Origin of the sequence: Streptomyces murinus, assembly GCF_002154555.1 — a bacterium.
Taxonomy (GTDB): domain Bacteria; phylum Actinomycetota; class Actinomycetes; order Streptomycetales; family Streptomycetaceae; genus Streptomyces; species Streptomyces murinus.
Map to the genome: position 1 here is coordinate 1 of NZ_MUNF01000244.1, position 25592 is coordinate 25592.

18 protein-coding genes are annotated in these 25592 nt (G+C 71.4%); 7 read left to right on the forward strand and 11 right to left on the reverse strand.

Annotated features, from left to right (window positions below):
• From CCN72_RS16405 to CCN72_RS16425, 5 genes are all read right to left on the reverse strand, one after another.
• Window positions 1–563: carbohydrate ABC transporter permease (locus tag CCN72_RS16405; protein WP_143664116.1), on the reverse strand; the 563-nt coding region annotated here is incomplete at its 3' end.
• On the reverse strand, window positions 563–1435 hold the full coding sequence (locus tag CCN72_RS16410; RefSeq protein WP_086808162.1) for a carbohydrate ABC transporter permease: 873 nt from the start codon (window positions 1433–1435) through the stop codon (window positions 563–565). The genes CCN72_RS16410 and CCN72_RS16405, both read right to left, overlap by 1 nt.
• Window positions 1432–2805 (reverse strand): extracellular solute-binding protein, encoded by a 1374-nt coding sequence (locus tag CCN72_RS16415; protein WP_086808163.1) that lies wholly within the window; start codon window positions 2803–2805, stop codon window positions 1432–1434. The genes CCN72_RS16410 and CCN72_RS16415 overlap by 4 nt, the downstream gene beginning before the upstream one ends.
• A gap of 114 nt (window positions 2806–2919) precedes the next feature.
• The gene (locus CCN72_RS16420; RefSeq protein WP_086808164.1) at window positions 2920–3603 is read right to left on the reverse strand and encodes a response regulator; all 684 of its coding nucleotides are present in this window, start codon (window positions 3601–3603) and stop codon (window positions 2920–2922) included.
• The gene (locus tag CCN72_RS16425) at window positions 3600–5234 is read right to left on the reverse strand and encodes a sensor histidine kinase (RefSeq protein ID WP_086808165.1); all 1635 of its coding nucleotides are present in this window, start codon (window positions 5232–5234) and stop codon (window positions 3600–3602) included. The genes CCN72_RS16420 and CCN72_RS16425 overlap by 4 nt, the downstream gene beginning before the upstream one ends.
• Window positions 5235–5400: 166 nt before the next feature.
• Here CCN72_RS16425 and CCN72_RS16430 point away from each other — a divergent pair, with 166 nt between their 5' ends.
• Entirely contained in the window at window positions 5401–6777 is a 1377-nt protein-coding gene (locus CCN72_RS16430; RefSeq protein ID WP_086808166.1) for a cation:dicarboxylate symporter family transporter, read from the forward strand.
• 77 nt (window positions 6778–6854) lie between these two features.
• Here CCN72_RS16430 and CCN72_RS16435 read toward each other — a convergent pair whose 3' ends face one another.
• Window positions 6855–7478 (reverse strand): TetR/AcrR family transcriptional regulator, encoded by a 624-nt coding sequence (locus tag CCN72_RS16435; RefSeq protein WP_086808167.1) that lies wholly within the window; start codon window positions 7476–7478, stop codon window positions 6855–6857.
• 118 nt (window positions 7479–7596) lie between these two features.
• Between CCN72_RS16435 and CCN72_RS16440 the strand changes: the two genes are divergently transcribed.
• Both CCN72_RS16440 and CCN72_RS16445 read left to right on the forward strand, forming a co-directional pair.
• Window positions 7597–9267, forward strand: a complete 1671-nt coding sequence (locus tag CCN72_RS16440; protein ID WP_086808168.1) for an MFS transporter — start codon at window positions 7597–7599, stop codon at window positions 9265–9267.
• Window positions 9268–9362: 95 nt separating this feature from the next.
• Complete coding sequence (locus tag CCN72_RS16445) at window positions 9363–10127, forward strand: DUF2127 domain-containing protein (protein WP_086808169.1); 765 nt, start codon at window positions 9363–9365, stop codon at window positions 10125–10127.
• An 82-nt stretch (window positions 10128–10209) separates the two neighbouring features.
• On the opposite strand, the gene CCN72_RS16450 is transcribed toward CCN72_RS16445, so the two are convergent.
• Entirely contained in the window at window positions 10210–11520 is a 1311-nt protein-coding gene (locus CCN72_RS16450; protein ID WP_086808170.1) for a hypothetical protein, read from the reverse strand.
• Between the two features lie 371 nt (window positions 11521–11891).
• Between CCN72_RS16450 and CCN72_RS16455 the strand changes: the two genes are divergently transcribed.
• The 3 genes from CCN72_RS16455 to CCN72_RS16465 all read left to right on the forward strand — a co-directional run bounded on the left by CCN72_RS16455 (window position 11892) and on the right by CCN72_RS16465 (window position 15053).
• Window positions 11892–12320: a MerR family transcriptional regulator gene (locus tag CCN72_RS16455; RefSeq protein ID WP_086808178.1), complete on the forward strand. Its 429-nt coding sequence runs from the start codon at window positions 11892–11894 to the stop codon at window positions 12318–12320.
• Complete coding sequence (locus tag CCN72_RS16460) at window positions 12317–12649, forward strand: thioredoxin family protein (protein WP_086808171.1); 333 nt, start codon at window positions 12317–12319, stop codon at window positions 12647–12649. Before CCN72_RS16455 ends, CCN72_RS16460 begins: the two co-directional genes overlap by 4 nt.
• A 169-nt stretch (window positions 12650–12818) precedes the next feature.
• Window positions 12819–15053: a HelD family protein gene (locus CCN72_RS16465; protein WP_086808172.1), complete on the forward strand. Its 2235-nt coding sequence runs from the start codon at window positions 12819–12821 to the stop codon at window positions 15051–15053.
• 79 nt (window positions 15054–15132) lie between these two features.
• Here CCN72_RS16465 and glgB read toward each other — a convergent pair whose 3' ends face one another.
• The 4 genes from glgB to CCN72_RS16485 all read right to left on the reverse strand — a co-directional run bounded on the left by glgB (window position 15133) and on the right by CCN72_RS16485 (window position 22694).
• The gene (gene glgB / locus CCN72_RS16470; protein ID WP_086808173.1) at window positions 15133–17343 is read right to left on the reverse strand and encodes a 1,4-alpha-glucan branching enzyme; all 2211 of its coding nucleotides are present in this window, start codon (window positions 17341–17343) and stop codon (window positions 15133–15135) included.
• 28 nt (window positions 17344–17371) lie between these two features.
• Window positions 17372–18742, reverse strand: a complete 1371-nt coding sequence (locus CCN72_RS16475) for a maltokinase N-terminal cap-like domain-containing protein (protein ID WP_208638019.1) — start codon at window positions 18740–18742, stop codon at window positions 17372–17374.
• Window positions 18743–18837: 95 nt separating this feature from the next.
• Complete coding sequence (treS, locus tag CCN72_RS16480; RefSeq protein ID WP_086808175.1) at window positions 18838–20538, reverse strand: maltose alpha-D-glucosyltransferase; 1701 nt, start codon at window positions 20536–20538, stop codon at window positions 18838–18840.
• Entirely contained in the window at window positions 20535–22694 is a 2160-nt protein-coding gene (locus CCN72_RS16485; RefSeq protein WP_086808176.1) for an alpha-1,4-glucan--maltose-1-phosphate maltosyltransferase, read from the reverse strand. The genes treS and CCN72_RS16485 overlap by 4 nt, the downstream gene beginning before the upstream one ends.
• 322 nt (window positions 22695–23016) lie before the next feature.
• Here CCN72_RS16485 and glgP point away from each other — a divergent pair.
• A partial coding sequence (gene glgP / locus CCN72_RS16490; RefSeq protein ID WP_086808177.1) for an alpha-glucan family phosphorylase occupies window positions 23017–25592 on the forward strand: 2576 nt, incomplete at its 3' end.

Consider the following 25592-nt stretch of genomic DNA (forward strand, 5'->3'; position numbering starts at 1 on the left):
GCCGAGGCGCCGTCGGTCCAGGCGGCCTCCTCCAGCTCCTTCGGGACGCCGTCCATGAAGTTCTTCATCAGCCATATGGCGAACGGGAGTTGGGTCGCCGCGAAGAACAGGATCGTGCCCTGGAGGGTGTCGATCAGGTTCACCCGGACGAACAGGGCGTACACCGGCACCATGATCGCGGTGATGGGCAGGCTGGTGGCGAAGAGGATCGTCAGCAGGAACGGCCGGTTGAGCCGGGACCGGAACCGGGAGAGCGGGTACGCGGCGAGCGCGGCGCACCCGACGGTGAGCGCGGTGCCGCAGCCGCACAGGATCAGGCTGTTGAGCAGCGGGGTGTAGGTGATCTCCGGGGTCAGGACCGTCCGGAAGTTGCCGAGGGTGAGGCTGTCCGGGACCCGGACGCGCAGATCGGCGCCCGGGTCCACACTGGCCAGCAGCACCCAGGCCAGCGGCAGCGCGAACGCCGCGGCCACCAGCATCAGACAGGCGTCGGCGGTGTGCCGCCGTACGGCGCGTACGCGGGCGCGGGGCCGAGTGCGGGCCCCGGTGCGGGCGGGGGCCATCACACCTCCGTCCGCAGCAGCCGCAGATACCCGACCGAGAACAGCGCCCCCACCAGCAGCAGAAGCAGCGCGACGGCGGTGCCGTACCCGATCATGCTGTTCTGGAAGGCCTGTTCGTACATCAGCAGCGGCAGCGTCTGGCTCCGGTCGCCCGGCCCGCCCCGTGTCATCACCCAGATCAGCCCGAACACCGAGAGCGTCTGGAGGGTGTTGAGCATCAGATTGGTGCCGATGGACCGGCGGATCATCGGCAGCGTGATGTGCCACAGCCGCCGCCAGCCGCCCGCCCCGTCCACCTCGGCCGCCTCGCCGATCTCGGCCGGGATCTCGTCCAGCGCGGCGGAGTACACCAGCATCGAGAAGGCCGTACCGCGCCACACATTGGCGAACGACACCGCGAGGATCGGCAGGGTGTACAGCCAGTTCTGGCGCGGCAGTTGGAGCCAGCCGAGGATCGCGTCCAGGGTTCCCTCCCGCCGGAAGAACGCGTACAGCAGGAACCCGGCCACCACCTCCGGCAGCACCCACGCCGTGACCACCACCGCGCCGGCCACCGCCCGCACCGGCCGGGAGGCCCGCTTCATCAGCGCGGCGAGCGCAAGGCCCAGGCTGTTCTGCCCGACGATCGAGGACAGCACGGTGAACACCAGGGTCAGCCATACGGCGTTGAGGAACGCCGGATCCCCGAACGCCCGGCGGAAGTTGGCGAATCCCACGAAGGAGGAGTGCGCCTGACCGGTCAGCTGGAGGTCGGTGAAGGCGATGAGGACGCAGTAGGCGATGGGCCCGGCGAGGAAGAGCAGCAGCAGGACGACGGCGGGGGCGAGGGGCAGCGCCCGGGTGATCCCGGGCGGCGCGCCCCGTCTCCTCACCCGCCCACCACCCGGCCGCCGGTGACGTCCTTGAGCGCGGCGTCGTAGTCACCCGCCGCCTGCGCCACCGACCGGTCCCCGGTGGTCACGCTCTCCATGGCCTCCTGGATCGCGGTCGACACCTTCGGGTACGCGGGGAACGCGGGCCGGTAGTGCGTCGTCGCCACCAGGTCGGTGAAGAACTTGATCCCGGGCTGCGCGTCCACGTACGCGGGGTCCGCCGCCACGTCCTCGCGCACCGCGATACCGGAGTTGGCGATGTACCACTTCCGCGCGTTGTCCTTGGTCTGGAGCGTCTTGACGAAGTCGAAGGCGAGATCCGGATGGGCGGCCCGTGCCGGGATCGACCAGGTCCAGCCGCCCGACATGCTCACCTTGCCCGGCGCCTGCCCGTGCTGGGTGGGCATGGCGGCGAGCCCGATCTCCTTGGACCAGTCCCGCCACTCGTGCCCGCTGCCCGGCAGCCAGTCCTGCGGCAGCCAGGAGCCGTCCAGATCGATGCCCAGCTTGCCCTGGGGGAGCAGCTCACCGCGCACGGTGGTGGAGTAGTTGGGGTCGAGCGCGTCGGACACGTCCGGGCCCAGCTTCTCCTGGAACACGCTGTGCACGAACTCCAGCGAGTCCTTGAAGCCCTGGCCGGCCGCCCTCCACTTCTTGCTCGTGGCGTCGTACAGCGGATCGCTCCGGCCGTCGTTCGTGCCGTACAGCAGCTCCTCGAAGCCCTGCATCGTGGCCTCTTCGCCCGCGGGCTTGCCGGTGTAGATGTTCAGCGGGGTGACGCCGGGGACCGTCCGTTTGATGGTGCGGGCGGCGGTGAGGATGTCGTCCCAGGTCCGCGGCTGCCAGTCGGTGGGCAGCCCGGCCTTGCGGAACACCCGCTTGTCGAACCAGAGTCCGCGGGTGTCGGTGCCGTCCGGGACGCCGTACGTCTTCCCGTCCTGCCCCCGCGCCGCGGCCTTCGCGGTGCCGATGAACCGCCCCCAGTCCGGCCACTTCGCGAGATACGGGTCGAGGGGCTTCAAGTACCCGCTGGTGATGTCGGAGTTGATGAGGAAGGTGTCCTCGTAGACCAGGTCGGGCGCGGTGCGCGGGGAGCGCAGCATCTGCTGGAGCTTGGTGTAGTACTCCGAGTCCGGCGCCTTGATCGGCACGAACTCGACCTTCTTCCCCGGGTGTTCGCGCTCGAACTGCTTCTTGATACCGGCGAGGTAGGTGTCCATCACCTTGATGGAGTTGTCCGTCGACTGCTTGTACGACACCTTCAGGGTGTCGGGCCCCTCGTCGGAGCCGGTGCCGCACGCGGTGAGGGCGGTGGCGGCGAGGACGGTGGTGAGCAGGGCGGTGAGGGCGGCGGTGGGGCGCACGGGCATGACCTCCTGCGGGCACACGTGGGGGTGGCCTCGGTGGTGTCCGTGAAGGTAAGAGCGGCGGTCCTGTCAGGTCAATGCGTGTGCGGTGAAAGGGAGTTGGCGATCACCGCTGGCTCACGGTGTTTGCGACACCCAGCGGTAGACCAGTTCCGGCCGCCCCACCTGGCCGTACAGCGGGCTGCGCGCGGCCCGGCCGGTGTCCACCAGATGCTCCAGATAGCGGCGCCCGGTGATCCTCGATATGCCCACGGCCTCGGCGACCCCCGCCGCGGTGAGCCCGTCGGGCGCCTCGCGCAGCGCGCCGGTCACCCGCTGGAGCGTCGGACCGCTGAGCCCCTTGGGCAGCGCGGCCGGGGCGGGCGCCCGCAGCGCCGCGAGCGCCCGGTCCACCTCGTCCTGCCCGCTCGCCTCGCCCGCGGCTCCCCGGAACTCGGCGTAGCGCACCAGCCGGTCGCGCAGGGTGGCGAAGGTGAACGGCTTGAGCACGTACTGCACGACCCCCAGCGAGACCCCCTCGCGCACCATCGCCAGATCCCGCGCCGAGGTCACCGCGATCACATCCGCGTGATGGCCGGCGGCGCGCAGCGAGCGGGCGAACTGGAGCCCGTGCACATCCGGCAGATGCAGATCGAGGAGGAGCAGATCCACCTCCGTACGGTCCAGGACGCGCCGCGCCTGCGCGCCCGTGCGGGCCTTGCCGACCGCGACGAAGCCCGGCACCCGGCCCACGTACAGCTCGTGCGCGTCGGCCGCGACCGGGTCGTCCTCCACCACCAGCACTCTGATCGGGTCCGTCATCCGGCACCGCCCTCGGCCGCCACCGGCGCCGGGCGCAGCGGCAGCCGCACCTCGAACACCGCGCCGCCCTCCGGCGCCGCGTCCGTGACCGTGAGCGTGCCCTCGTGCCGGGTCACCGCCTGCCGTACGAGCGCGAGCCCGAGGCCCCGGCCGCCGGGCCCGGCCGGCTTGGTCGTGAAGCCGCGCTGGAACACCAGGTCGGCGTGGCCGGGCTCGACACCGGGGCCGGTGTCCGCGACCCGCAGCACCAGCTCGGCCGCCGGGGCGTACGCCGTCACGGTCACCCGCGCCCGCGCGCTGCCCTGGGCCGCGTCCACGGCGTTGTCGATCAGATTGCCGAGGATGGTCACCAGGTCCCGCGCGGGCGGACCGCCGGCCAGCAGCCCGTCGTCGAGCCGGCTGTCCGGCGACACCACCAGCTCCACGCCCCGCTCGTTGGCCTGCGCGGTCTTGCCCAGCAGCAGCGCCGCGAGGACCGGTTCGCCGACCGCCGCCACCACCTGGTCGGTCAGCGCCTGCGCCAGCTCCAGCTCGGCCGTGGCGAACTCCACCGCCTCCTCACAGCGGCCCAGTTCGATCAGCGAGACCACGGTGTGCAGCCGGTTCGCCGCCTCGTGCGCCTGTGCGCGCAGCGCCTGGCTGAAGCCCCGCTCGGTGTCCAACTCGCCCATCAGCGACTGGAGTTCGGTGATATCGCGCAGGGTGACGACCGTACCCCTGCGTTCCCCGCCGGAGACCGGGGAGGTGTTCACCACCAGCACCCGGGAGGCGGTCGGATGCACCTCGTCCACCCGGGGCCGGGAGGACAGCAGCGCGCCCGTCAGCGGTGCCGGGAGGCCCAGCCCGGCCACCGACCGTCCCACCACCTGGTCCTCCTCGCCGACCCCGAGCAGCTCCCGGCCGCCGTCGTTGATCAGCGCCACCCTGTACTGCCCGTCCAGCATCAGCAGCCCCTCGCGGACCGCGTGCAGCGCCGCCTGATGGTAGTCGTGCATCCGGCTCAGCTCGGCCGCGTTCATGTTGTGGGTGTGCCGCCGCAGCCGGGCGTTGACGACGTACGTGCCCACCGCGCCCAGCAGCAGCGCCCCGCCGGCCACCCCGAGCAGCGCCGTGACCTGGGCCTGGAGCCGCTCGCTGATCCGGTCCACGGTGATGCCGGCGCTGACCAGGCCGACGATCCGGCCGCCGTCGGTCACCGGGGTCACCGCCCGCACGGAGGGGCCGAGGGTGCCGGTGTAGGTCTCGGTGAAGGTGCGGCCCGCGCGGGCGGGGGCGGTGGTGCCGAGGAAGCGCTTGCCGATCTGCCGGGGGTCCGGATGCGTCCAGCGGATGCCGTCCGGGCTCATGATCGTGACGAAGTCGACGTTGGCGTCCCGGGTGACCTTCAGGGCGTACGGCTGCAGCGGCGCGGTCGGGTCCGGGGTGCGGATCGCGGCGCGGACCGCGGGGGAGTCGGCGATCGAGCGGGCCACCGCGGTGGCCTGCCGGGCGGCCGCGTCCTCGGCCTGCCGCCGGTCGCTGACGTAGGTGAACAGCGCGTATCCGGCCACGACCACGGCTATCAGCACCGCCTGCATGGCGAACAGCTGGCCCGCCAGGCTGCGCGGGCGGGTCAGGGACGGAAGGCGCATGCCAGCCAGTGTGCCCCTGGTTCTGGCGTGAACTAAATGAACGCAAGCGTGACCGCCCTCACAGGACGGGAGATAGTCACCGCGTTCCCCAGCACCATCCGGACGTGAGCCGCACGCCGGTCGTGTACCGACGACGACGTCGACGAAGACGTCAAGGAGGGCAGTCGTGGCCGCCACCACTCCCGATACGGCAGCTGCCGCACCCCGCGACCGGCGGGACCGAACCCATTACCTGTACATCGCCGTCATCGTGGCCGTCGCGCTCGGCATCGCCGTCGGACTCATCTGGCCGGATGCCGCCGTCCAGCTCCAGCCGCTGGGCACCGGGTTCGTCAATCTGATCAAGATGATGATCTCGCCGATCATCTTCTGCACGATCGTGCTCGGCATCGGCTCGGTGCGCAAGGCGGCCAAGGTGGGCGCCGTCGGCGGTATCGCCCTCGGCTACTTCCTCGTGATGTCGCTGGTCGCGCTCGCCATCGGGCTGGTCGTCGGCAATCTGCTGCACCCCGGCGCCGGGCTCCATCTGACCAGCGCCCTCAAGCAGACCGGACACGCGCAGGTCAGCAGCGACGCGTTGCCGTCCGTCGACTTCGTCCTGTCGGTCATCCCCCAGACCTTCGTGTCCGCCTTCACCGAGGGCCAGGTCCTGCAGACCCTGCTGGTCGCCCTGCTCGCCGGGTTCGCCCTCCAGGCCATGGGCACGGCCGGGCAGCCGGTGCTGCGCGGCATCGAGCACCTCCAGCGGCTCGTCTTCCGCATCCTGTCCATGGTCATGTGGGCCGCGCCGATCGGCGCGTTCGGCGCGATCGCCGCGGTCACCGGCTCGGCGGGACTGGACGCGCTGAAGAGCCTCGCCGTGCTGATGCTCGGCTTCTACGTCACCTGTGTGCTGTTCGTCTTCGTGGTGCTCGGCGCGGTGCTGCGGATCTTCGCCGGGGTGAACGTCTTCTCCCTGTGCCGCTACCTCGCCCGCGAGTTCCTGCTGATCCTGTCCACCTCCTCCTCCGAGTCCGCGCTGCCGCGCCTGATCGCGAAGATGGAGCACCTCGGGGTCAGCAAGCCGGTCGTCGGCATCACGGTGCCGACCGGGTACTCCTTCAACCTCGACGGCACGATGATCTACATGACCATGGCGTCGCTGTACATCGCGGACGCGCTGGGCACCCCGATGTCGGTCGGCGAGCAGATCCCGCTGCTGCTCTTCCTGCTGCTGGCGTCGAAGGGCGCGGCGGGTGTCAGCGGCGCGGGCCTCGCCACGCTGGCCGGCGGCCTCCAGTCGCACAAGCCCGCGCTGGTGGACGGCGTCGGACTCATCGTCGGCATCGACCGGTTCATGAGCGAGGCGCGGGCGCTGACCAACTTCGCGGGCAACGCGATCGCCACGGTGCTCGTGGGCACCTGGACCAAGGAGATCGACAAGGTGCGGGTCGCGAAGGTGCTCTCCGGTGAACTGCCGTTCGACGAGACGGTGATGGACGCGACGGCGGGTACCGTGGCGGAGGTCCCCGAGCCCCGGGAGGAACGGCTGGCCAAGGCCTAGCCCCCGGTCGACTTCTGGCCTCCTTCTCCGGATGCCCGGCTCCGCCTGAACCGGGGCCGGGCATCCGGCTGTTCGCGCTACGGGTGCGAACTCACCCTGGTCACCAGGGCGGTGGCCAGCGAGGCGGGTACGCCCGCCGCGGTCAGGACGGTGACCGTGGCGGCGTGGCCCGCCTCTTCTGCCGCCAGGAGCCCGTCGTTGACCGCCTCCATGACCGCGAAGAGCGTCTGCTCATGCACATAGGCGAGCGCCGGTGCGGGCAGCGGTGAGGTGAACACGCCCTCTTCCAGGCCCTGTTGGAGCACCTGGACCTTGGCCGCGCGGATCGGGGCGAGCCGTTCGCGGATGCCCTGGACGGTGACCGTGCGCTGGGCCAGGGCGATCAGCAGCCGGTAGCGGTCGGCGGTCGCCCAGAGCGCCAGCACCGAGCGGGCCAGCGCCTCCGCCGGGTCCGTGACCCCCGTACGACCCGTCGCGTCCGCGTCCGCGAGCGCCTGCACCGCCTCGTCGGTCAGGGTGCTGATCAGCGCCTCCCGGCTGGGGAAGTGGCCGTACACGGTCCGTCGTACGACTCCGGCGGCGCGCGCGATCTGGTCCATCGACGCGTCCGGGTCGCGCAGCAGCTCGGCGAGGGCGACGTCGAGGATGCGGCGGCGGTTGGCGTCGGCGCGGCTGGGGTTACCCGTGGTCATGGTGGCCATTCTGCACTTCCTCACCCAACTTGCACAGCACTGTGTAACGGCGTACATTGCACATCGTTGTGCAATTGCACGATGGTGTGCAAGTCCGTCGCGAACCTGAGGAAGGCAAACCCCTGCCATGCGACTCGTCATGACCGAACCGGTCGAGAAGATGGAGCGCCCCTACGCCCGGCGCTGGTGGGCCCTGCTGGTGCTCTGCCTGAGCCTGCTGATCATCGTGATGGCCAACACCGCCCTCACGGTCGCCGCGCCCGACATGACGAAGGACCTCGGCCTCTCCAGCGCCGACCTCCAGTGGGTGATCGACGGCTACACCGTGCCCTACGCGGCGCTGATGCTGCTGCTCGGCGCGATCGGCGACAAGTACAGCCGGCGCGGGGCGCTCGTGCTCGGCCTGCTGGTCTTCGGCGGCGGCGCGGTCTTCGGCTACCTCGCCGACAGCGCGGCGACCGTGATCGCGGCGCGCGCGGTGATGGGCGTCGGCGCGGCGCTGATCATGCCGGCCACGCTGTCGCTGCTCGCGGCGACCTTCCCGCGGGCCGAGCGGGCCAAGGCGATCGTGCTGTGGACGGCGACGGCTGGCCTCGCCATCGCCGCGGGCCCGGTGGTCGCCGGCGCGCTGCTGCGCGACCACGGCTGGTCCTCGACCTTCCTGATCAACGTGCCGATCGCGCTCGTCGCCCTCGTCGCCGCCTTCGTCCTGGTCCCGCCGTCCAAGGCCGGCCACCACGACCGCATCGACTACGTCGGCGGCCTGCTGTCCGTGATCTGGACCGGCTCGCTGGTCTACATGATCATCCAGGGCCCGCACTTCGGCTGGAGCGGCAAGGCCGTCGCCGCCGCCGTGATCGCGGGCGTGGGCCTGATCGCCTTCGTCCTGTGGGAGCTGCGCCACCCGCGCCCGATCCTGGACGTCCGCCGCTTCGCGCACCGCCGCTTCGCCGGCTCCAACCTGGCCGTCGCCCTGTTCTTCCTGGCCGTGTTCGGCGCGTTCTACTTCCTCACCCAGCACCTCCAGTTCGTCCTCGGCTACGACGCCCTCCAGACCGGTGTGCGGATGCTGCCGCTGGCCGGCGCCGTGTTCGTCGGCTCGGGCCTCACCGGCTGGCTCACCCCGCGCGTCGGCATGAAGTGGACCGTCAGCGCGGGCATGGTGCTGGGCACGGTGGCGCTGGCGCTGCTCACCCAGGTGGACACGGGCTCGACGTACGGCGACTTCGTGGCCCCGCTGATCATCCTCGGCCTCGCCATCGGCCTCGCCCTCTCGCCCTGCACCGACGCGATCATGGGCGCGTTCCCCGAGTCCGAACTGGGCGTCGGCGGCGCGGTCAACGACACCTCGCTGGAGCTGGGCGGCTCGCTCGGCATCGCCATCCTCGGCTCGCTGCTGGCCACGTCGTACGGCAACCACCTCACCGACGCCACCGCCGGCAGCAAGCTCCCGCCGAGCGCCCTGGAGACCGCCCAGGACTCGGTCGGCGCCGGTTACGCCGTCGCCCAGGGCATCGCCGACAAGGCACACCAGGTCGCCGCCCAGGCCGCCCACGCGAGCAGCCCCCAGCAGGCCGCCGCGCTCAAGCAGCAGGCGACCGAACTCGCCGCGGGCGCCCGCCAGATGGCCGACGCCGTCGGCTCCTCCTTCTCCTCCGCCGTCGCCCACACCAGCCTGGTCGGCGCGGTCGTCCTCGGCATCGGCACGGTCCTGGTGGCCTTCCTGCTGCCGCGCCGCGCGACGACCGAAGAGGTGAAGGAAGCGGAGAAGGAACTGGCGGAGACCACCACCGGCTGACGCTTTTCCGCCACCATCCATTAGCGTGCCGTTCCGGACGACCGGAACGGCACGCTTGTGCGTGGCGTCTGTACCTGTATGGAGGCACGGGGGACATGAAGATCGACTGGGACCGGCGGACCTGCGCGCGCAAGGGGCATGTGACCTACGCGCCGGACGATCCGCGACTGCGGGTACGGCTGCACGCGCAGACCGCGCTGGGGGACGCCTGGCGCTGTCTGCGCTGCGGGGACTTCGTGCTCGGGGAGCCGCACGGCTCGGGACCGGCGCAGGACGCGCCGCTGGTGCCGCGGGGCAAGGTGCTGCGGGACCTGTTCATCCTGCGCTTCCTCGCCATCGAGCGGGCCGTGCGCGGGGTGTTCATAGTGCTGGTCGCGGTGGCCGTGTGGAAGTTCAGCAACAGCCAGGACGCGGTACGGCGGCTCTTCAACGAGTACCTGACGGTGCTGCGCCCGGTCTTCCGGCACTTCCACTACGACCTCGACCACTCACCCGTGGTCGGCTCCATCCAGAAGGCGTTCGGCTACCAGCACTCCACGCTTCTCCTGGTCGCCGGGCTGCTCCTCGCCTACGCCCTGATCGAACTGGTCGAGGCGGTCGGCCTGTGGCGCGCCAAGCGCTGGGCGGAGTACCTCACGGTGGTCGCCACCGCCGCGTTCCTCCCGCTGGAGATCTACGAGCTGACCGAGAAGATCAGCTACCTCAAGATCGCCACCCTCGCCCTCAACATCCTCGCCGTCCTCTACATCGCCCTCGCCAAACGCCTCTTCGGCCTCCGCGGCGGCCGCCGCAAATTCGACGAGGAACGCCACAGCGCGTCCCTGCTGGAGGTGGAGGAGTCGGCGGGGGTGCTGGTCTGAGCCACCGTGCGGCGTCGCCCTCTCTCCCACCGGTCGTGGGAGGGAGGGCAACGCCGTGTGCGGGTGTCCCGCGGCGGCGGTCTCAGTCGTTCCTGACCAGCTGTTCGATCCGGAAGAAGTGGGACTCGCCGTACCGGAACCGTTCGCCGATGGCCTCGTACTGGGCGAACTGCTCGCGGGTCAGGGGCACGGCCAGCGCGACCAGGGCCCGCAGGAACAGCCGGAACCCCAGGTCGGGATCCACTCGGGCGACGACTCGCACCAGCGCTGCCGCCACGACGGAGCCGGACAGGGCCTCCTGGCCGTGGCCGACGACCCGGCCCGCCATGTCCTCCTCCCTCTCGCGGAGCCGCCGCAGCACACCCGGTGCCGCCTCGGCGTCGACGGGCCGCAGGACAGGGACGTACGCGGGAGCGACGGCACGCAGCCGTTCCTCGCACACCGCGACGACCTCCTCCAGCCACCGGCGCCCGTCGCCGCCGAACAGATGGATCCCGCGGCCTTGTTCGGAGGCCGCGAGCCACACAGTGGTGAGGGTTTCCGTGGAGAGATCGGACCGGAGCACGCGCAGCACGTCCTCCAGCAGAAGTGCCGCTTCCGTACCGGGAGTTCGCTCGAAGCCGTCCCAGGAGAGATGGTCGATCAAGGTTTCCCGGGCGCTATGAGGGTGCCATGAACCGGCGAACCGCTCGGCGAGTCCGGACAGACCGAAATCCCGTTCCATGTCCCGCCGCCGGGTATCGACGGGCGGCCAGCACACGTCGAGACCGTCATGGACGACCGCGAGAGGGTAACCGAGGGGCTCTGCCAGCGCGAGGAGCCGGTCGTAGCGCTCCTTCTCGATCTGCGGCCGGGACACCTTCAGCACTCTCAGGAAGAGCCGGTACCCGAGGTCGACGTCCGCCCGGACGACGATCTGCTCCAGGCCCGCGGCCAGGCCCGGAACTTCTTGCGCACGGTCCAGGACCGCGCCCAGGTCCCGGATCTCCGCCACGACCAGGCGGCCGAGCCCGGCATCCCGCACCGGCCGGACCTCCGGTGGGACGTAGGACCGCTTGTTCCGCCGTAGACGGCCCGCCGCCACCTCCGACAGTTCCGTCAGCCAGGCACGGGCATCCATCCCGTGCAAGGCCGGATCGAAGCACGCTCCGACGGAAGCCACCCACACGGTGCGCAGGATCTCGTCGGAGACCGGCGAGGACAGCAAACGGCGTGCGTCCTCGCCCAGTTCGACCGCCTCTTCCCCCTCCGACCCGTCCGCCGACTCGGCCGCCAGGGCGAGAGCCGACGCCCGGTCGATACGGCACCCGCAGGAGTGGATCCGCTCCGCCAGCCCGGTCAGCCCGAAGTCATCGCTGTAGCCGAGCGCGACGTACGTGAAGTGCTCGTCCATGATCCGGCCCCTCACCGCGGGTAAGCCGTTTTGACGACGTACCCGCCCCGACCGGCGCCGCTGTGCCCCTTGACCTTCATGAGGATCACCACGACGTCGTTGCCCGCGTCCGTTGTCGTTCGGCCGTCCGGATGATACGCCTTGCGTCCTCGGCGCCCGCGTTCGTGCCGGGGAGGCCGTGCATCCACGGAAACGCATCGCGCTCGGCACACGCTCGTCCACTCCTGCGGGGTCGTTGCGGCCGGGTCCGGGGCCTTGCCGTAGAGGGCACTGGTCCTGCCGCAACTGCTCGGCAGTCGAGTCCTGGTACCGGGGATCGGAATCGGCGGCGGCTTGCCCTGACGTCCGCGTCAAGGCCTACCGTCGTGTTCATGCGAATCGGCGAGTTGGCCGCTCGGGCCGGGACCACGGCGCGGGCCCTGCGGTATTACGAGGCGCGGGGGCTGCTTTCGGCGCGGCGGGACGAGAAGGGGTATCGGGAGTACGGCGAGGGGGACCTCAGGTTGCTGGAGCAGATCAGGACGCTCCAGGACTTCGGGTTCGAGCTGGAGGAGACGCGGCCGTTCGTGGAATGTCTGCGGGCGGGGCATCCCGAGGGGGACTCCTGTCCGGCGTCGCTCGCGGTGTACCGGCGCAAGCTGGCCGAGCTGGACGCGCTCGTCGGGCAGCTGACGGCGGTGCGCGAGACCGTCGCGGAGCAGTTGCGGCGGGCCGAGCGGGCCATGGGCGAGCTGGCCGCCGAGGCATCGGTTCCGGGAGGTCCGGAGCCCGGATGTGAACTGGGAGGGCAGCTGTCGTGAGCGTGCTGAGCGGACTTGCCGAGGTGACGGACGCGGACTTCGCTGCGGAGGTGATCGATGCCGGCCCGCCGGTCCTGGTGCAGTTCACGGCCGAGTGGTGCGGGCCGTGCCGGCAGCTGGCGCCGGTGCTCCGGGACATCGCCCGGGAGGAGGGGGCCCGGCTGAAGGTCGTCCAGCTCGATGTCGACCGCAATCCGGCTACGACCATCGCCTACGGGGTGCTGGCCACGCCGACCCTGATGGTCTTCCGGGGCGGGGAGCCGGTGCGGTCCATGGTGGGGGCCCGGGCCAAGCGGCGGCTCCTGGAGGAACTCGCGGACCTGCTGTAAGCCCACGCCCGCACACAAGAAATCCCCCGGACAATTGCGTCCGGGGGATTTCTGCACGTATATTCAATGGTTCGTGACTTCACACGACTGCGGTCACGGAAAAGCTTTGTGGGCACAGTATATCCGGGCGGGAGCGGAATTGTCAAACACCGAATTTCCAGACGATGAATTGCGTCGCGAGCAGGAATTCATTGACGGACTGTACGCGCGCGTCGACGTTCTGCGCGGTGACGCCGAGAACGCGGTCGGGGACGCGCTCGCGCAGGGGGACAAGCCCATGCAGGCCCGGCTGGAGCGGGACATCCTGGTCGCGGAGCGCTCGGGGCTGCTCGCCGCGCTGAACGCCGTCGACGGCTCGCTCTGCTTCGGCCGGATCGATCTCGCGAGCGGTACGACGCACCACATCGGCCGGATCGGGCTGCGCGCGGACGACGCCGCGCACACGCCCGTGCTGATCGACTGGCGCGCCGAGGTCGCCCGGCCCTTCTACCTGGCCACCGGGCACACCCCGATGGGGCTGCGGCGGCGCCGGCACATCGCCACCGAGGGCCGTACCGTCACCCATCTGCACGACGAGATCCTGGACCTCGGCGACGCCACCCGCACCGGGCACGAGGACCACAACGGCGACGCCGTGCTGCTCGCCGCGCTGAACTCGGCCCGCACCGGCCGGATGGGCGACATCGTGCGCACCATCCAGGCCGACCAGGACCGGATCATCCGGGCACCGCACCGGGGCGTGCTGGTCGTGGAGGGCGGGCCCGGCACCGGCAAGACCGCCGTGGCCCTGCACCGGGCGGCGTACCTCCTCTACGAGCACCGGGAGCTGCTGGCCCGCCGCGCCGTGCTGATCGTCGGGCCCAACCCGGCCTTCCTCGGCTACATCGGCGAGGTGCTGCCCTCCCTCGGCGAGACCGGCGTCCTGCTGGCCACGGTCGGCGAGCTGTTCCCCGGCGTGAAGGCCACCGCCGCCGACACCCCCGAGGCGGCCGCGGTCAAGGGGCGCGCGGACATGGCGGACGTGCTCGCCGAGGTGGTCCGCGACCGGCAGGCGCTGCCCGACCCGGTCCTCGCGATCGCGCACGACCGCGAGGTGCTGATGCTGGACGACGGCCTGGTGAGCGTCGCCCGTGAACGCACCCGCGCCGCGAAGCTGCCGCACAACGCGTCCCGCGAGTACTTCGAGGGCCACATCCTCAACACGCTCACCGAGCTGTACGCCGAGCGGGTCGGCACCGACCCCTACGACGGGAGCAGCCTGCTCGACGCCTCCGACATCACCCAGATCCGCGACGAACTCGCCGAGAACCCCGAAGTCTGGTCCGCGATCGACCGGTTGTGGCCCCGGATCACCCCGAAGCGTCTGATCGCCGACTTCCTCGCCGAGCCCGAGGGGTATCTGAGCGACGCGGACGCCGCCGCGATCCGCCGCCCGGTGACCCGCGCCTGGACCGTCGCCGACGTACCGCTCCTGGACGAGGCCGCCGAACTCCTCGGCGAGGACGACCGGCTCGCCCGCTTCCGTGCCGATCGTGAGCGCGAGACGCAGATCGCGTACGCGCAGGGCGTGCTGGACGTGTCCTACGCGTCCCGGACGTACGAGTTCGAGGACAAGGAGGACGGCGACCCGGACGGCTCGGAGGTGCTGTCCGCGCACGACATCATCGACGCGGAGCGGTTCGCCGAGCGGCAGGAGGAGGCGGACCACCGCAGCGCGGCGGAGCGGGCGGCGGCCGACCGGACCTGGGCGTTCGGGCACATCATCGTGGACGAGGCGCAGGAGTTGTCGCCGATGGCCTGGCGGCTGCTGATGCGGCGCTGCCCGACCCGCTCGATGACCCTGGTCGGCGACCCCGCGCAGACCGCCGAGGCGGCCGGGGTCGGCTCCTGGTCGAAGATCCTCGCGCCCTATGTCGAGGACCGGTACGAGCACACCCGCCTCGGCGTCAACTACCGCACCCCGTCCGAGATCATGGACCTCGCCGCGGCCGTGGTCCGCGCCGAGCAGCCGGACTTCCGGCCGCCCAGCTCGGTGCGCTCCACCGGGGTACGGCCCTGGGTGCGGCGGGAGGACGCCGACCTGCCCGGCGCGGTGGCCAAGGCGGCCGCCGAACTGGCGCCGGTGGAGGGCAGGTTGGCGATCATCGCGCCACACCGGCTGCACCGCGCGATCGCCGCCCGCCTGGACGGTGTCACCGCCGGCGCCGAACCCGACCTCACCCAGGCGGTCGTCCTCCTCGACCCCCGGCAGTCCAAGGGCCTGGAGTTCGACTCGGTCCTGGTGGTCGAACCGGCCGAGTACGGCACCAGCGACCTCTATGTCGCCCTGACCCGCGCCACCCAGCGCCTGGGCGTCCTGCACACCGGCGAGCTGCCGGCGGCGCTGGCCCAGCGGGACGAGTAGAGCGGCCGTCCGACGGGCCCCGGAGGACTTCTTCTCCGGGGCCCGTCCGGCCGGGGCCCGTCCGGTCACCGGGAGCTCCCTAGGCCGGTCGTAGCCACACCGTGGCCAAGGGCGGCAGGGTCAGGCGGACGGCGGCCGGGCGGCCGTGCGTGCCGTGGGGTTCCGGTTTCAGGGGGTCCGGGTTGGCCACTCCGCTGCCGCCGTAGCGTTCCGCGTCCGTGTTCAGGGTCTCGGTCCAGGCCGGGACGTCCTCGGGGACGCCGATGAGGTAGTCGGGGCGGACCACGGGGGAGAAGTGGCAGACGGCGAGCAGGGGCGAGCCGTCGGCGTCGCGGCGCAGGAAGGCGAGCACGTTGTCGGACGCCGAGTCACCGGTGATCCACTCGAAGCCCGAGGGGTCGGTGTCACGCTGCCACAGGGCCGGGGTGGCCCGGTAGCAGGCGTTCAGATCGCGGACCAGGTCGCGGACGCCCCGGTGGTCGGGGGCTGCGGGGTACGCCGGATCGAGCAGCCACCAGTCGGGCCCGGCCGCCTCGGACCACTCCGCGCCCTGCGCGAACTCCTGCCCCATGAAGAGGAGTTGCTTGCCCGGGTGGGCCCACATGAAGGCCAGATAGGCGCGCAGGTCGGCGCGCCGGCGCCACCAGTCGCCCGGCATCTTGGAGACCAGGGACCCCTTGCCGTGCACCACCTCGTCGTGGGATATCGGCAGGACGTAGTTCTCGCTGTACGCGTACACCATGGAGAAGGTCAGCTCGCCGTGGTGGTAGGCGCGGTGCACGGGGTCGTGGGCCATGTACTGGAGCGAGTCGTGCATCCAGCCCATGTTCCACTTCAGGCCGAAGCCAAGGCCGCCGAACCCGCTCGGACCCTGTACATGGGTCGGCCGGGTCACCCCGTCCCAGGCGGTGGACTCCTCGGCGACGGTCACGACACCCGGGCAGCGCCGGTAGACCGTGGCGTTCATCTCCTGGAGGAAGGCCACCGCGTCCAGGTTCTCCCGGCCGCCGCGCTCGTTCGGCCGCCAACCCCCGGGATCGCGCGAGTAGTCGAGGTAGAGCATGGAGGCCACGGCGTCCACCCGCAGCCCGTCCACATGGAACTCCTCGCACCAGTACACGGCGTTCGCCACGAGGAAGTTGCGCACCTCGCGCCGGCCGAGGTCGAACTCCAGCGTGCCCCAGTCGGGATGCGCGGCCCGCAGCGGATCGGGGTGCTCGTACAGCGGCCGCCCGTCGAACTCGGCCAACGCCCAGTCGTCGCGCGGGAAATGGGCCGGCACCCAGTCCATCAGCACCCCGATACCGGCCTGGTGCAGCCGGTCCACCAGGTACTTGAAGTCGTCCGGGGTGCCCAGCCGGGCCGTCGGCGCGTAGAACCCGGTGACCTGGTAGCCCCAGGAGCCGCCGAAGGGATGCTCCGCGACCGGCATCAGCTCCACATGGGTGAAGCCCATCTCCGCAACGTAGGAGGTGAGTTGGTCGGCCAGTTCGCGATAGGTCGCACCGGGGCGCCAGGACGGCAGATGGACCTCGTACACCGAGAACGGCGCCTCGTGCACCGGGATGTCCCCGCGGTGCGCCATCCACTGCTCGTCCTGCCACACATGGTGCGAGACATGCACGATCGAGGAGGTCGCGGGCGGCGCCTCGGTACGGCGGGCCAGCGGGTCGGCGCGCTGGGTGTGCGAGCCGTCCGGGCGGGTGATCTCGAACTTGTACAGCTCGCCCTCGCCGACCCCCGGCACGAACAGCTCCCAGACCCCGGAGGAGCCCAGGGAGCGCATCGGGGTCCCGGTGCCGTCCCAGCAGCAGAAGCTCCCCGTGACCCGGACGCCCCGCGCGTTCGGCGCCCACACCGCGAACCGGGTTCCGCGCACGCCCTGGTGCACGAGGACGTGCGCGCCGAGCGCCCGCCACAGCTCCTCGTGCCGGCCCTCGCCGATCAGATGCAGATCCAGTTCGCCGAGCGTGGGCAGGAAGCGGTAGGCGTCCGCCGTCTCATGGACCGTGTCGCCGTACGCCACCCGCAGCCGGCTCGGCTCCGGTACGGCGCCCGGGGGGAGCAGTCCGGAGAAGAAACCGTCGCCGTCGTCGCGCAGTTCGGTGCGCAGCGGGCCGGAGGCGACGGTGACCGAGCTGGCGCCCGGGCGCAGGGCGCGGTAGGCGACCCCGCCCGGCACCGGGTGGGCGCCCAGCACGGAGTGCGGGTCGTGGTGGGTGCCGGCCAGCAGCCGGGCGCGGTCCTCGGCTCCCACGGCGGGATCGGTCTGGTGCTTCTTCGACGTCACGAGCGAGTCTCCCGGGGCGAGAGTCGGGTCAGTGAGGGTCGGACACGGCGAGGCGACGGATCGCCGACAGCGGCACGGGCAGCCAGTCGGGACGGTGGCGTGCCTCGTACACCACCTCGTAGACGGCCTTGTCGGTCTCGAAGGCGCGCAGCAGCACCGGATCGGTGCGCGGATCGCGGCCGGACACCTCCGCGTACCCGGAGCAGTAGGCCGCCCGGCAGTCGTGCGCCCACCGCGCCGGGGCCGAACTCGCCGAGCAGGCCGCGTAGTCGAAGGACCGGAGCATCCCCGCGATGTCCCGCACCGTCGGCTGCGGCAGCCGCCGCTCGGCAGGGGGCCGGGCCGGCTCCCCCTCGAAGTCGATCAGCGACCAGTCACCGGACGGCGCGCGCAGGCACTGCCCGAGATGGAGGTCGCCGTGGATGCGCTGGGCGGTCCACGTGCGGCCCCCTGCGGCCAGTTCGGCGAGCGCGGTGTACGCCGACCGCAGCCCCCGCTCGTACGGCCCCAGCGCCGGCACGGCCTGGACCGCCGCCGCCAGCCGCTCCGTCATCCCGCCGACCATCGGCCCGAGCTGGGCGCGGCCGAGGGTGACGGTCGGCAGGGCGCGGGCCAGCGCGGTGTGCACCTCGGCCGTGGCCCGGCCCAGCGCCCGTGCCTCGGCGGTGAAGTCCTCGCCCTTGGCCAGCTCGCGCAGCGCCAGCTCCCAGCCGTCGGCGGCGCCGCTCACGAAGGGCTGCAACACCGCCAGTACGTACGGCTGCTGGTCCAGCTCGGCGCGCAGCCACGCGGTCGGCGCGGGCACCCGGGGGCAGCCCTCGCGGGCCAGCGCCTGCGGCAGCTCCAGATCGGGGTTGACGCCGGGGACGACCCGGCGGAACAGCTTGAGAATAAACGTATCTCCATAGACCACCGAGGAGTTGGACTGCTCGGCGGCCAGCATCCGGGCCACCAGATGGGGCCGGATCTCCTGGCGCGGATCCCGCTCGAAGCGCAGCCCGCCGACGCGGGCCCCGGTGCGCAGGGCCTCCAGGAGCACCTCGGCAGGCCGGCGGTCGTACAGGGCGTCGTACACCGTGCGTCCGGCGAGCGGGCCCCGGGTCACATGGCCGATCAGCGCGGGCGCCAGCCGGGGCGGCAGCGCCTCGCGCGCGCCTATGAGGAGCTGGTAGCAGTCGCCGGGGTGCGCGGACTCCGGTGGCTGATGGACGCGCAGCAGGACGTGGAACAGGTCCAGCCTGCCGCCTCGTGGCAGGAGTTGGGTCACGGCCACGGGGGTGAACCCGGTGACCGGGCGGCCCTTGCCCGCGAACCAGCGCTGCCGGGGCAGCCAGGCGCGCAGCAGGGGGGCCAGTGAATCGAGGGTGGTGCTCGCCGAAGGGGTGACCGCTTCCGTCACGGGCGTCACGTCCTTTCCCCGGATCTGGTCGGGGTGTCACTGTCAGGTGCCCGGGGCGGGGCGGCGAAAACGCTCCGCCGCCCCGCGTGGCGGTATTACGCCGGGTCGCGGCGCAGCCGGAACCAGTAGAAGCCGTGTCCCGCCAGGGTCAGCAGATACGGCAGCTCGCCCACCGCGGGGAAGCGCACCCCGCCGAACAGCTCGACCGGGTGCCGGCCGCCGAAGCGGCTCAGGTCCAGCTCGGTGGGCTGGGCGAAGCGGGAGAAGTTGTGCACGCACAGCACCAGGTCGTCCTCGTACTCGCGCAGGAAGGCGAGCACCGCCGGGTTGGAGGACGGGAGTTCGTTGTACGAGCCGAGTCCGAAGGCGGGGTTCTGCTTGCGGATCTCGATCATGCGCCGGGTCCAGTGCAGCAGCGAGGACGGCGAGGACATCGACGCCTCGACATTGGTGACCTGGTAGCCGTACACCGGGTCCATGATCGTGGGCAGGAAGAGCCGCCCCGGATCGCTGGAGGAGAAGCCGGCGTTGCGGTCGGGGGTCCACTGCATGGGGGTGCGGACGGCGTCGCGGTCGCCGAGCCAGATGTTGTCGCCCATGCCGATCTCGTCGCCGTAGTAGAGGATCGGCGAGCCGGGCAGGGACAGCAGCAGGGCGGTGAACAGCTCGATCTGGTTGCGGTCGTTGTCGAGCAGCGGCGCGAGACGGCGGCGGATGCCGATGTTGGCGCGCATGCGGGGGTCCTTGGCGTACTCCGCCCACATGTAGTCGCGTTCCTCGTCGGTGACCATCTCCAGGGTCAGCTCGTCGTGGTTGCGCAGGAAGATCCCCCACTGGCAACGCGAGGGAATCGCGGGCGTCTTGGCGAGGATCTCCGAGACCGGGTGGCGCGACTCCCGCCGTACCGCCATGAAGATGCGCGGCATGACCGGGAAGTGGAACGCCATGTGGCACTCGTCGCCGCCGCTCGGGAAGTCCCCGAAGTAGTCGACCACGTCCTCCGGCCACTGGTTGGCCTCGGCCAGCAGCACCGTGTCCGGGTACTGGGTGTCGATCTCCTTGCGGACCCGCTTGAGGAACTGGTGGGTCGCGGGCAGGTTCTCGCAGTTGGTGCCCTCGCGCTGGTACAGGTACGGCACCGCGTCCAGCCGGAACCCGTCGATGCCGAGGTCCAGCCAGAACTTCAGCGCGGAGATCATCTCCTCCTGCACCGCCGGGTTCTCGTAGTTGAGGTCCGGCTGGTGCGAGAAGAAGCGGTGCCAGTAGTACTGCTTGCGTACCGGGTCGTACGTCCAGTTCGACGCCTCGGTGTCCACGAAGATGATGCGGGCGCCCTGGTACTGCTTGTCGTCGTCGGCCCAGACGTAGTAGTCCCCGTAGGGGCCGTCGGGGTCCTTGCGCGACTCCTGGAACCACGGGTGCTGGTCGCTGGTGTGGTTCATGACGAAGTCGATGATCACGCGCATGCCGCGCTGGTGGGCGGCATCCACGAACTCCACGAAGTCGGCGAGGTCACCGAACTCGGGGAGCACCGCGGTGTAGTCCGAGACGTCGTAACCACCGTCTCTCAACGGGGACTTGAAGAAGGGCGGCAGCCACAGGCAGTCCACGCCGAGCCACTGGAGATAGTCGAGCTTGGCGGTCAGGCCCTTGAGGTCGCCGATACCGTCGCCGTTGCTGTCCTGGAAGGAGCGGACCAGGACCTCGTAGAAGACGGCACGCTTGAACCAGTCCGGGTCCCGGTCCCGGGCGGGAGTGTCCGCGAAGGTGTCCGGGACGGGCTCATTGACGATCATGTGGTGGGTGACCCTCCGATCTGCGGGTTGGACGGTCGCAGGACGGTGAGGACGTGCGCGGGGCGCCGGCCCGGTTCGAGGCGCACGTAGTTGGCCCTGCCCCAGTGGTAGGTCTCGCCGGTCAGCTCGTCGCGGACCGGCACCGACTCGTGCCAGTCCAGGCCGAGTTGCGGCATGTCCAACGAGACCGTGGCCTCCTGGGTGTGGTGGGGGTCGAGGTTGGCGACGACCAGAACCGTGTTCGATCCCGCACGCTTGGAGTAGGCGATCACCGCGTCCTGGTCGGCGTGGTGGAAGTGCAGGTCGCGCAGCTGCCGCAGGGCGGGACTGCGCCTTCTGGCGGCGTTGAGGCGGGTGATGAGCGGCGCGATCGTACGGCCCTCCCGCGCGGCCGACTCCCAGTCCCGGGGCCTCAGTTGGTACTTCTCCGAGTCGCGGTACTCCTCGCCGCCCTCGCGCAGCGGGGTGTTCTCGCACAGCTCGTAGCCGCTGTAGATGCCCCAGGCGGGGGAGAGGGTCGCCGCGAGCACGGCACGCACCTCGAAGGCGGGACGGCCGCCGTGCTGGAGGTAGGCGTGCAGGATGTCCGGGGTGTTGGGAAACAGGTTGGGGCGCATATAGGCCGCGGTCTCGCCCGACAACTCGGTGAGATAGTCGGTGAGTTCCTGCTTGGTGGTGCGCCAGGTGAAGTAGGTGTACGACTGCTGGAAACCGATCTGCGCCAGGGCGCGCATCATCGCCGGGCGGGTGAACGCCTCCGCCAGAAAGATCACATCGGGGTCCTGGCGGTTGATCTCTGCGATGACCCGCTCCCAGAACACCACCGGCTTGGTGTGCGGATTGTCGACGCGGAAGATCCGCACCCCGTGGTCCATCCAGTGCCGCAGCACCCGGACCGTCTCCGCGATCAGCCCGTCCATGTCGGCGTCGAAGGCGATCGGATAGATGTCCTGGTACTTCTTCGGCGGGTTCTCCGCGTAGGCGATCGTCCCGTCCGGGCGGTGATGGAACCACTCCGGATGCTTCTGCACCCAGGGGTGGTCGGGGGAGCACTGGAGCGCGAAGTCCAGGGCGATCTCCAGGCCCAACTCCCGTGCCTCGCCCACGAAGTGGTCGAAGTCCTCGATGGTGCCGAGGTCGGGGTGGACCGTGTCATGGCCGCCCTCGTGAGAGCCGATCGCCCAGGGCACGCCGACGTCCTCGGGACCGGCGGTGAGGGAGTTGTTGGGGCCCTTGCGGAAGGTGCCGCCGATCGGGTGGATCGGCGGCAGGTAGACGACGTCGAAGCCCATCTCCGCGATCGGCCTCAGCCGCCGCGCCGCCGTACGGAACGTCCCGTGCGGCCTCTCGGCGGTCCCCTCGCTGCGCGGGAAGAACTCGTACCAGGAGCCGTACAGGGCGCGCTCCCGCTCCACGAGCAGCGGCAGCGGATCGGACGCGGTGACCAACTCCCGTAGCGGGTAACGGTCCAGGACCTCCCGCACGGGGGGCCGTAGCGCCTCCGCGAGCCGCCAGGCGGCCGGGCGGTCCTCGTTGCGCAGGGCGGCCGCCGCGTCCAGGACCGTGCGCCGGTGGGTCTTCGGGACCCCGGCGGCGGCGCGTTCGTACAGCCGCGCGCCCTCCTCCAGCACCAGTTCGGTGTCCAGACCGGCCGGGATCTTGATCCCGGCGTGCCGCCGCCAGGTGGTGAGCGGATCGGCCCACGCCTCGACCGTATACGTCCAGCGGCCGGGCGGCCCCGCCGTGACGGTGGCGCCCCAGCGGTCGGTGCCCGGGGCGAGTTCCCGCATCGGCGTCCGGGGGCCCCGCCGGCCCCGGGGGTCGCGCAGCACCACATCGGCCGCCACCGCGTCGTGCCCCTCGCGGAACACGGTGGCCGAGATCTCGAACGACTCCCCGGTCACCGCCTTGGCGGGCCGGCGCCCGTGCTGGACCACGGGGCGTACATCGAGGACCGGGATACGGCCGACGGCGGTGGCCTGCTCCGGCGGTGGCCCGGCGGGGGACTTGGCGCGTTTCCTGGCCGCTGTCTTCTTCGCCGCCGCCGCGGGCGCGCCGCCCGGGGGCGGGGCGTCGCCCGGCGGGGACGACGACCCGGCGCGCGCGGCGGCCGACGGGGTGTGCGGTGCGGCTGACGAGTGGTGCGTGGCGGGCATGACCGCTCCTGTCCGCGTCAACGTGGGATGACCAGGGGAGGTGGGTCCTGCGGGCGGTGCCGGGTACTGCCTGTGGGGTGGGTACCGGTGGAGCCTTCCCACCCTTTTCGGGTGGGCAATCCGGAACTTTGTTAACTACTCGCGCGTATGTCCACCCATCAGACCGGCCCACTTGTACGGGTGCCCCGAGCCCGTCTTCCCACGCCCGACACCCCCGTCGGCACGTCCCCACCGACGCTCCGGTAACCACTACCGTCGACAGGGACGACGAGATGTACACCGCCGTACGTCTCACCCCGTAACGCGTCCGCCGAGGTGGCATGTGAAGGCGATCCGTCGGTTCACCGTCCGTCCCGTTCTCCCCGAACCCCTCCGGCCGCTGAGCGAGCTGGCGCACAATCTGCGCTGGTCATGGCATGCGGAGACGCGCGATCTGTTCCAGTCCGTGGACCCGGAGGCATGGGGCGCCGCCGGGTGCGACCCGGTGCGGCTGCTGGGCCGGGTGCGGCCCGCGCGACTCGCCGAACTCTCCGGGGACCGGCGGTTCCGGCGCCGCCTGAACGCGGTCGCGGACGATCTGGACGACTATCTGACCGGTGACCGCTGGTATCAGGCACAGCCCGAGGGACTGCCCCGCGCCGTGGCTTATTTCTCCCCCGAGTTCGGCATCACGGCCGCCCTGCCGCAGTACTCCGGGGGTCTCGGCATCCTCGCGGGCGACCATCTGAAGGCGGCCAGCGATCTCGGCGTGCCCCTCGTCGGCGTCGGGCTGCTGTACCGGCACGGGTACTTCCGGCAGACCCTCTCCCGCGACGGCTGGCAGCAGGAGCACTACCCGGTGCTCGACCCCAACGAGCTGCCCCTCACCCAGGTGGCGGAGGCCGACGGGACGCCCGCGCGCGTCTCCCTCGCACTGCCCGGCGGGCGCGCCCTGCACGCCCGGATCTGGCTGGCGCAGGTCGGCCGGGTGCCGCTGCTGCTGCTCGACTCGGACGTGGAGGAGAACGACCTGGGCGCCCGTTCCGTCACCGACCGGCTCTACGGCGGCGGCAGCGAGCACCGGCTGCTCCAGGAGATGCTGCTCGGCATAGGAGGTGTCCGGGCGGTGCGCACGTACTGCCGGCTCACCGGGCACCCCGAGCCGGAGGTGTTCCACACCAACGAGGGGCACGCGGGCTTCCTCGGCCTGGAGCGGATCGCCGAACTGTGCGCGCGGGGGCTGGACTTCGACGCCGCGCTCGAATCGGTGCGCGGCGGCACGGTGTTCACCACCCACACCCCGGTCCCGGCCGGTATCGACCGCTTCGAACGGGACCTGATCGCCCGGCACTTCGGCCCGGACGCCGAGCTGCCCGGCATCGAGACGCCCCGGATCCTCGCGCTCGGCACAGAGACGTACCCGGGCGGCGAGCCGAACCTGTTCAACATGGCCGTGATGGGGCTCAGACTGGCCCAGCGCGCCAACGGCGTCTCGCTGCTGCACGGACAGGTCAGCCGGGAGATGTTCGCCGGACTGTGGCCGGGATTCGACACCGAGGAGGTGCCGATCACCTCCGTGACCAACGGGGTGCACGCCCCCACCTGGGTGGCCCCTGAGGTGCTGCGGCTCGGCGCCCGGAAGATCGGCACCCAGCGGGCCGAGGACGCGCTCGCCGTCGGCGGCTCCGAGCGCTGGGACTCGGTCGCGGACATCCCGGACCAGGAGATCTGGGAGCTGCGCCGCACCCTGCGCGAACAGCTGGTGCTGGAGGTGCGCGAGCGGCTCGGCGCCTCCTGGCGGCAACGCGGGGCGGGGAACGCCGAGTTGGGCTGGATCGACGGGGTGCTCGACCCGGACGTCCTCACCATCGGGTTCGCCCGGCGGGTGCCGTCGTACAAGCGGCTGACGCTGATGCTCCGCGACCAGGGCCGGCTGCGGGAGCTGCTGCTGCATCCCGAGCGGCCGGTGCAGATCGTGGTGGCGGGCAAGGCGCATCCGGCCGACGACAGCGGCAAGCGGCTGGTGCAGGAGCTGGTCCGGTTCGCGGACGACGCCCGGGTGCGGCACCGGATCGTCTTCCTGCCCGACTACGGCATGGCGATGGCGCAGCGGCTCTACCCCGGCTGCGACATCTGGCTGAACAATCCGCTGCGCCCGCTGGAGGCGTGCGGCACCTCCGGGATGAAGGCGGCGCTCAACGGCTGCCTCAACCTCTCGGTGCTGGACGGCTGGTGGGACGAGTGGTTCCGGCCGGACTTCGGCTGGGCCATCCCGACCGCGGACGGCACCGGCCTTGACGTGGAGCGGCGCGACGACATCGAGGCGGCCGCCCTGTACGACCTGCTGGAGCAGCGGATCGCCCCGCGCTTCTACGAGCGCGGCCGGGGCGGGCTGCCGGACCGCTGGATCCAGATGGTCCGCCAGACGCTCACCCTGCTCGGCCCCAAGGTGCTGGCGGGGCGCATGGTCCGCGAGTACGTCGAGCGGCTCTACGCCCCGGCCGCCCGCTCCCATCGCGCGCTGACCCCGGACACCGCGGGAGAGCTGGCCGGATGGAAGGCGCGGGTGCGGGGCGCCTGGCACGCGGTGAGCGTCGACCATGTGGAGACCACCGAGACGACGGCCACGGCGGAGCTGGGCACGACGGTCGGGCTGCGGGTGCGGGTCGGGCTCGGCGCGCTGACCCCCGACGACGTCGAGGTCCAGGCGGTCTCCGGGCGGGTGGACGCGCAGGACCGCATCACCGACGCCACGATCGTCCCGCTGAAACCGGCCGGCACACCCGATCTGGAGGGCCACCGACTCTACGAGGGCCAGCTCTCCCTGGACCGCACCGGCCCCTACGGCTGCACGGTCCGCATCCTCCCCGCCCACCGCCTGCTCGCCTCGGCGGCGGAGGTGGGCGGGGAGGATGCGGA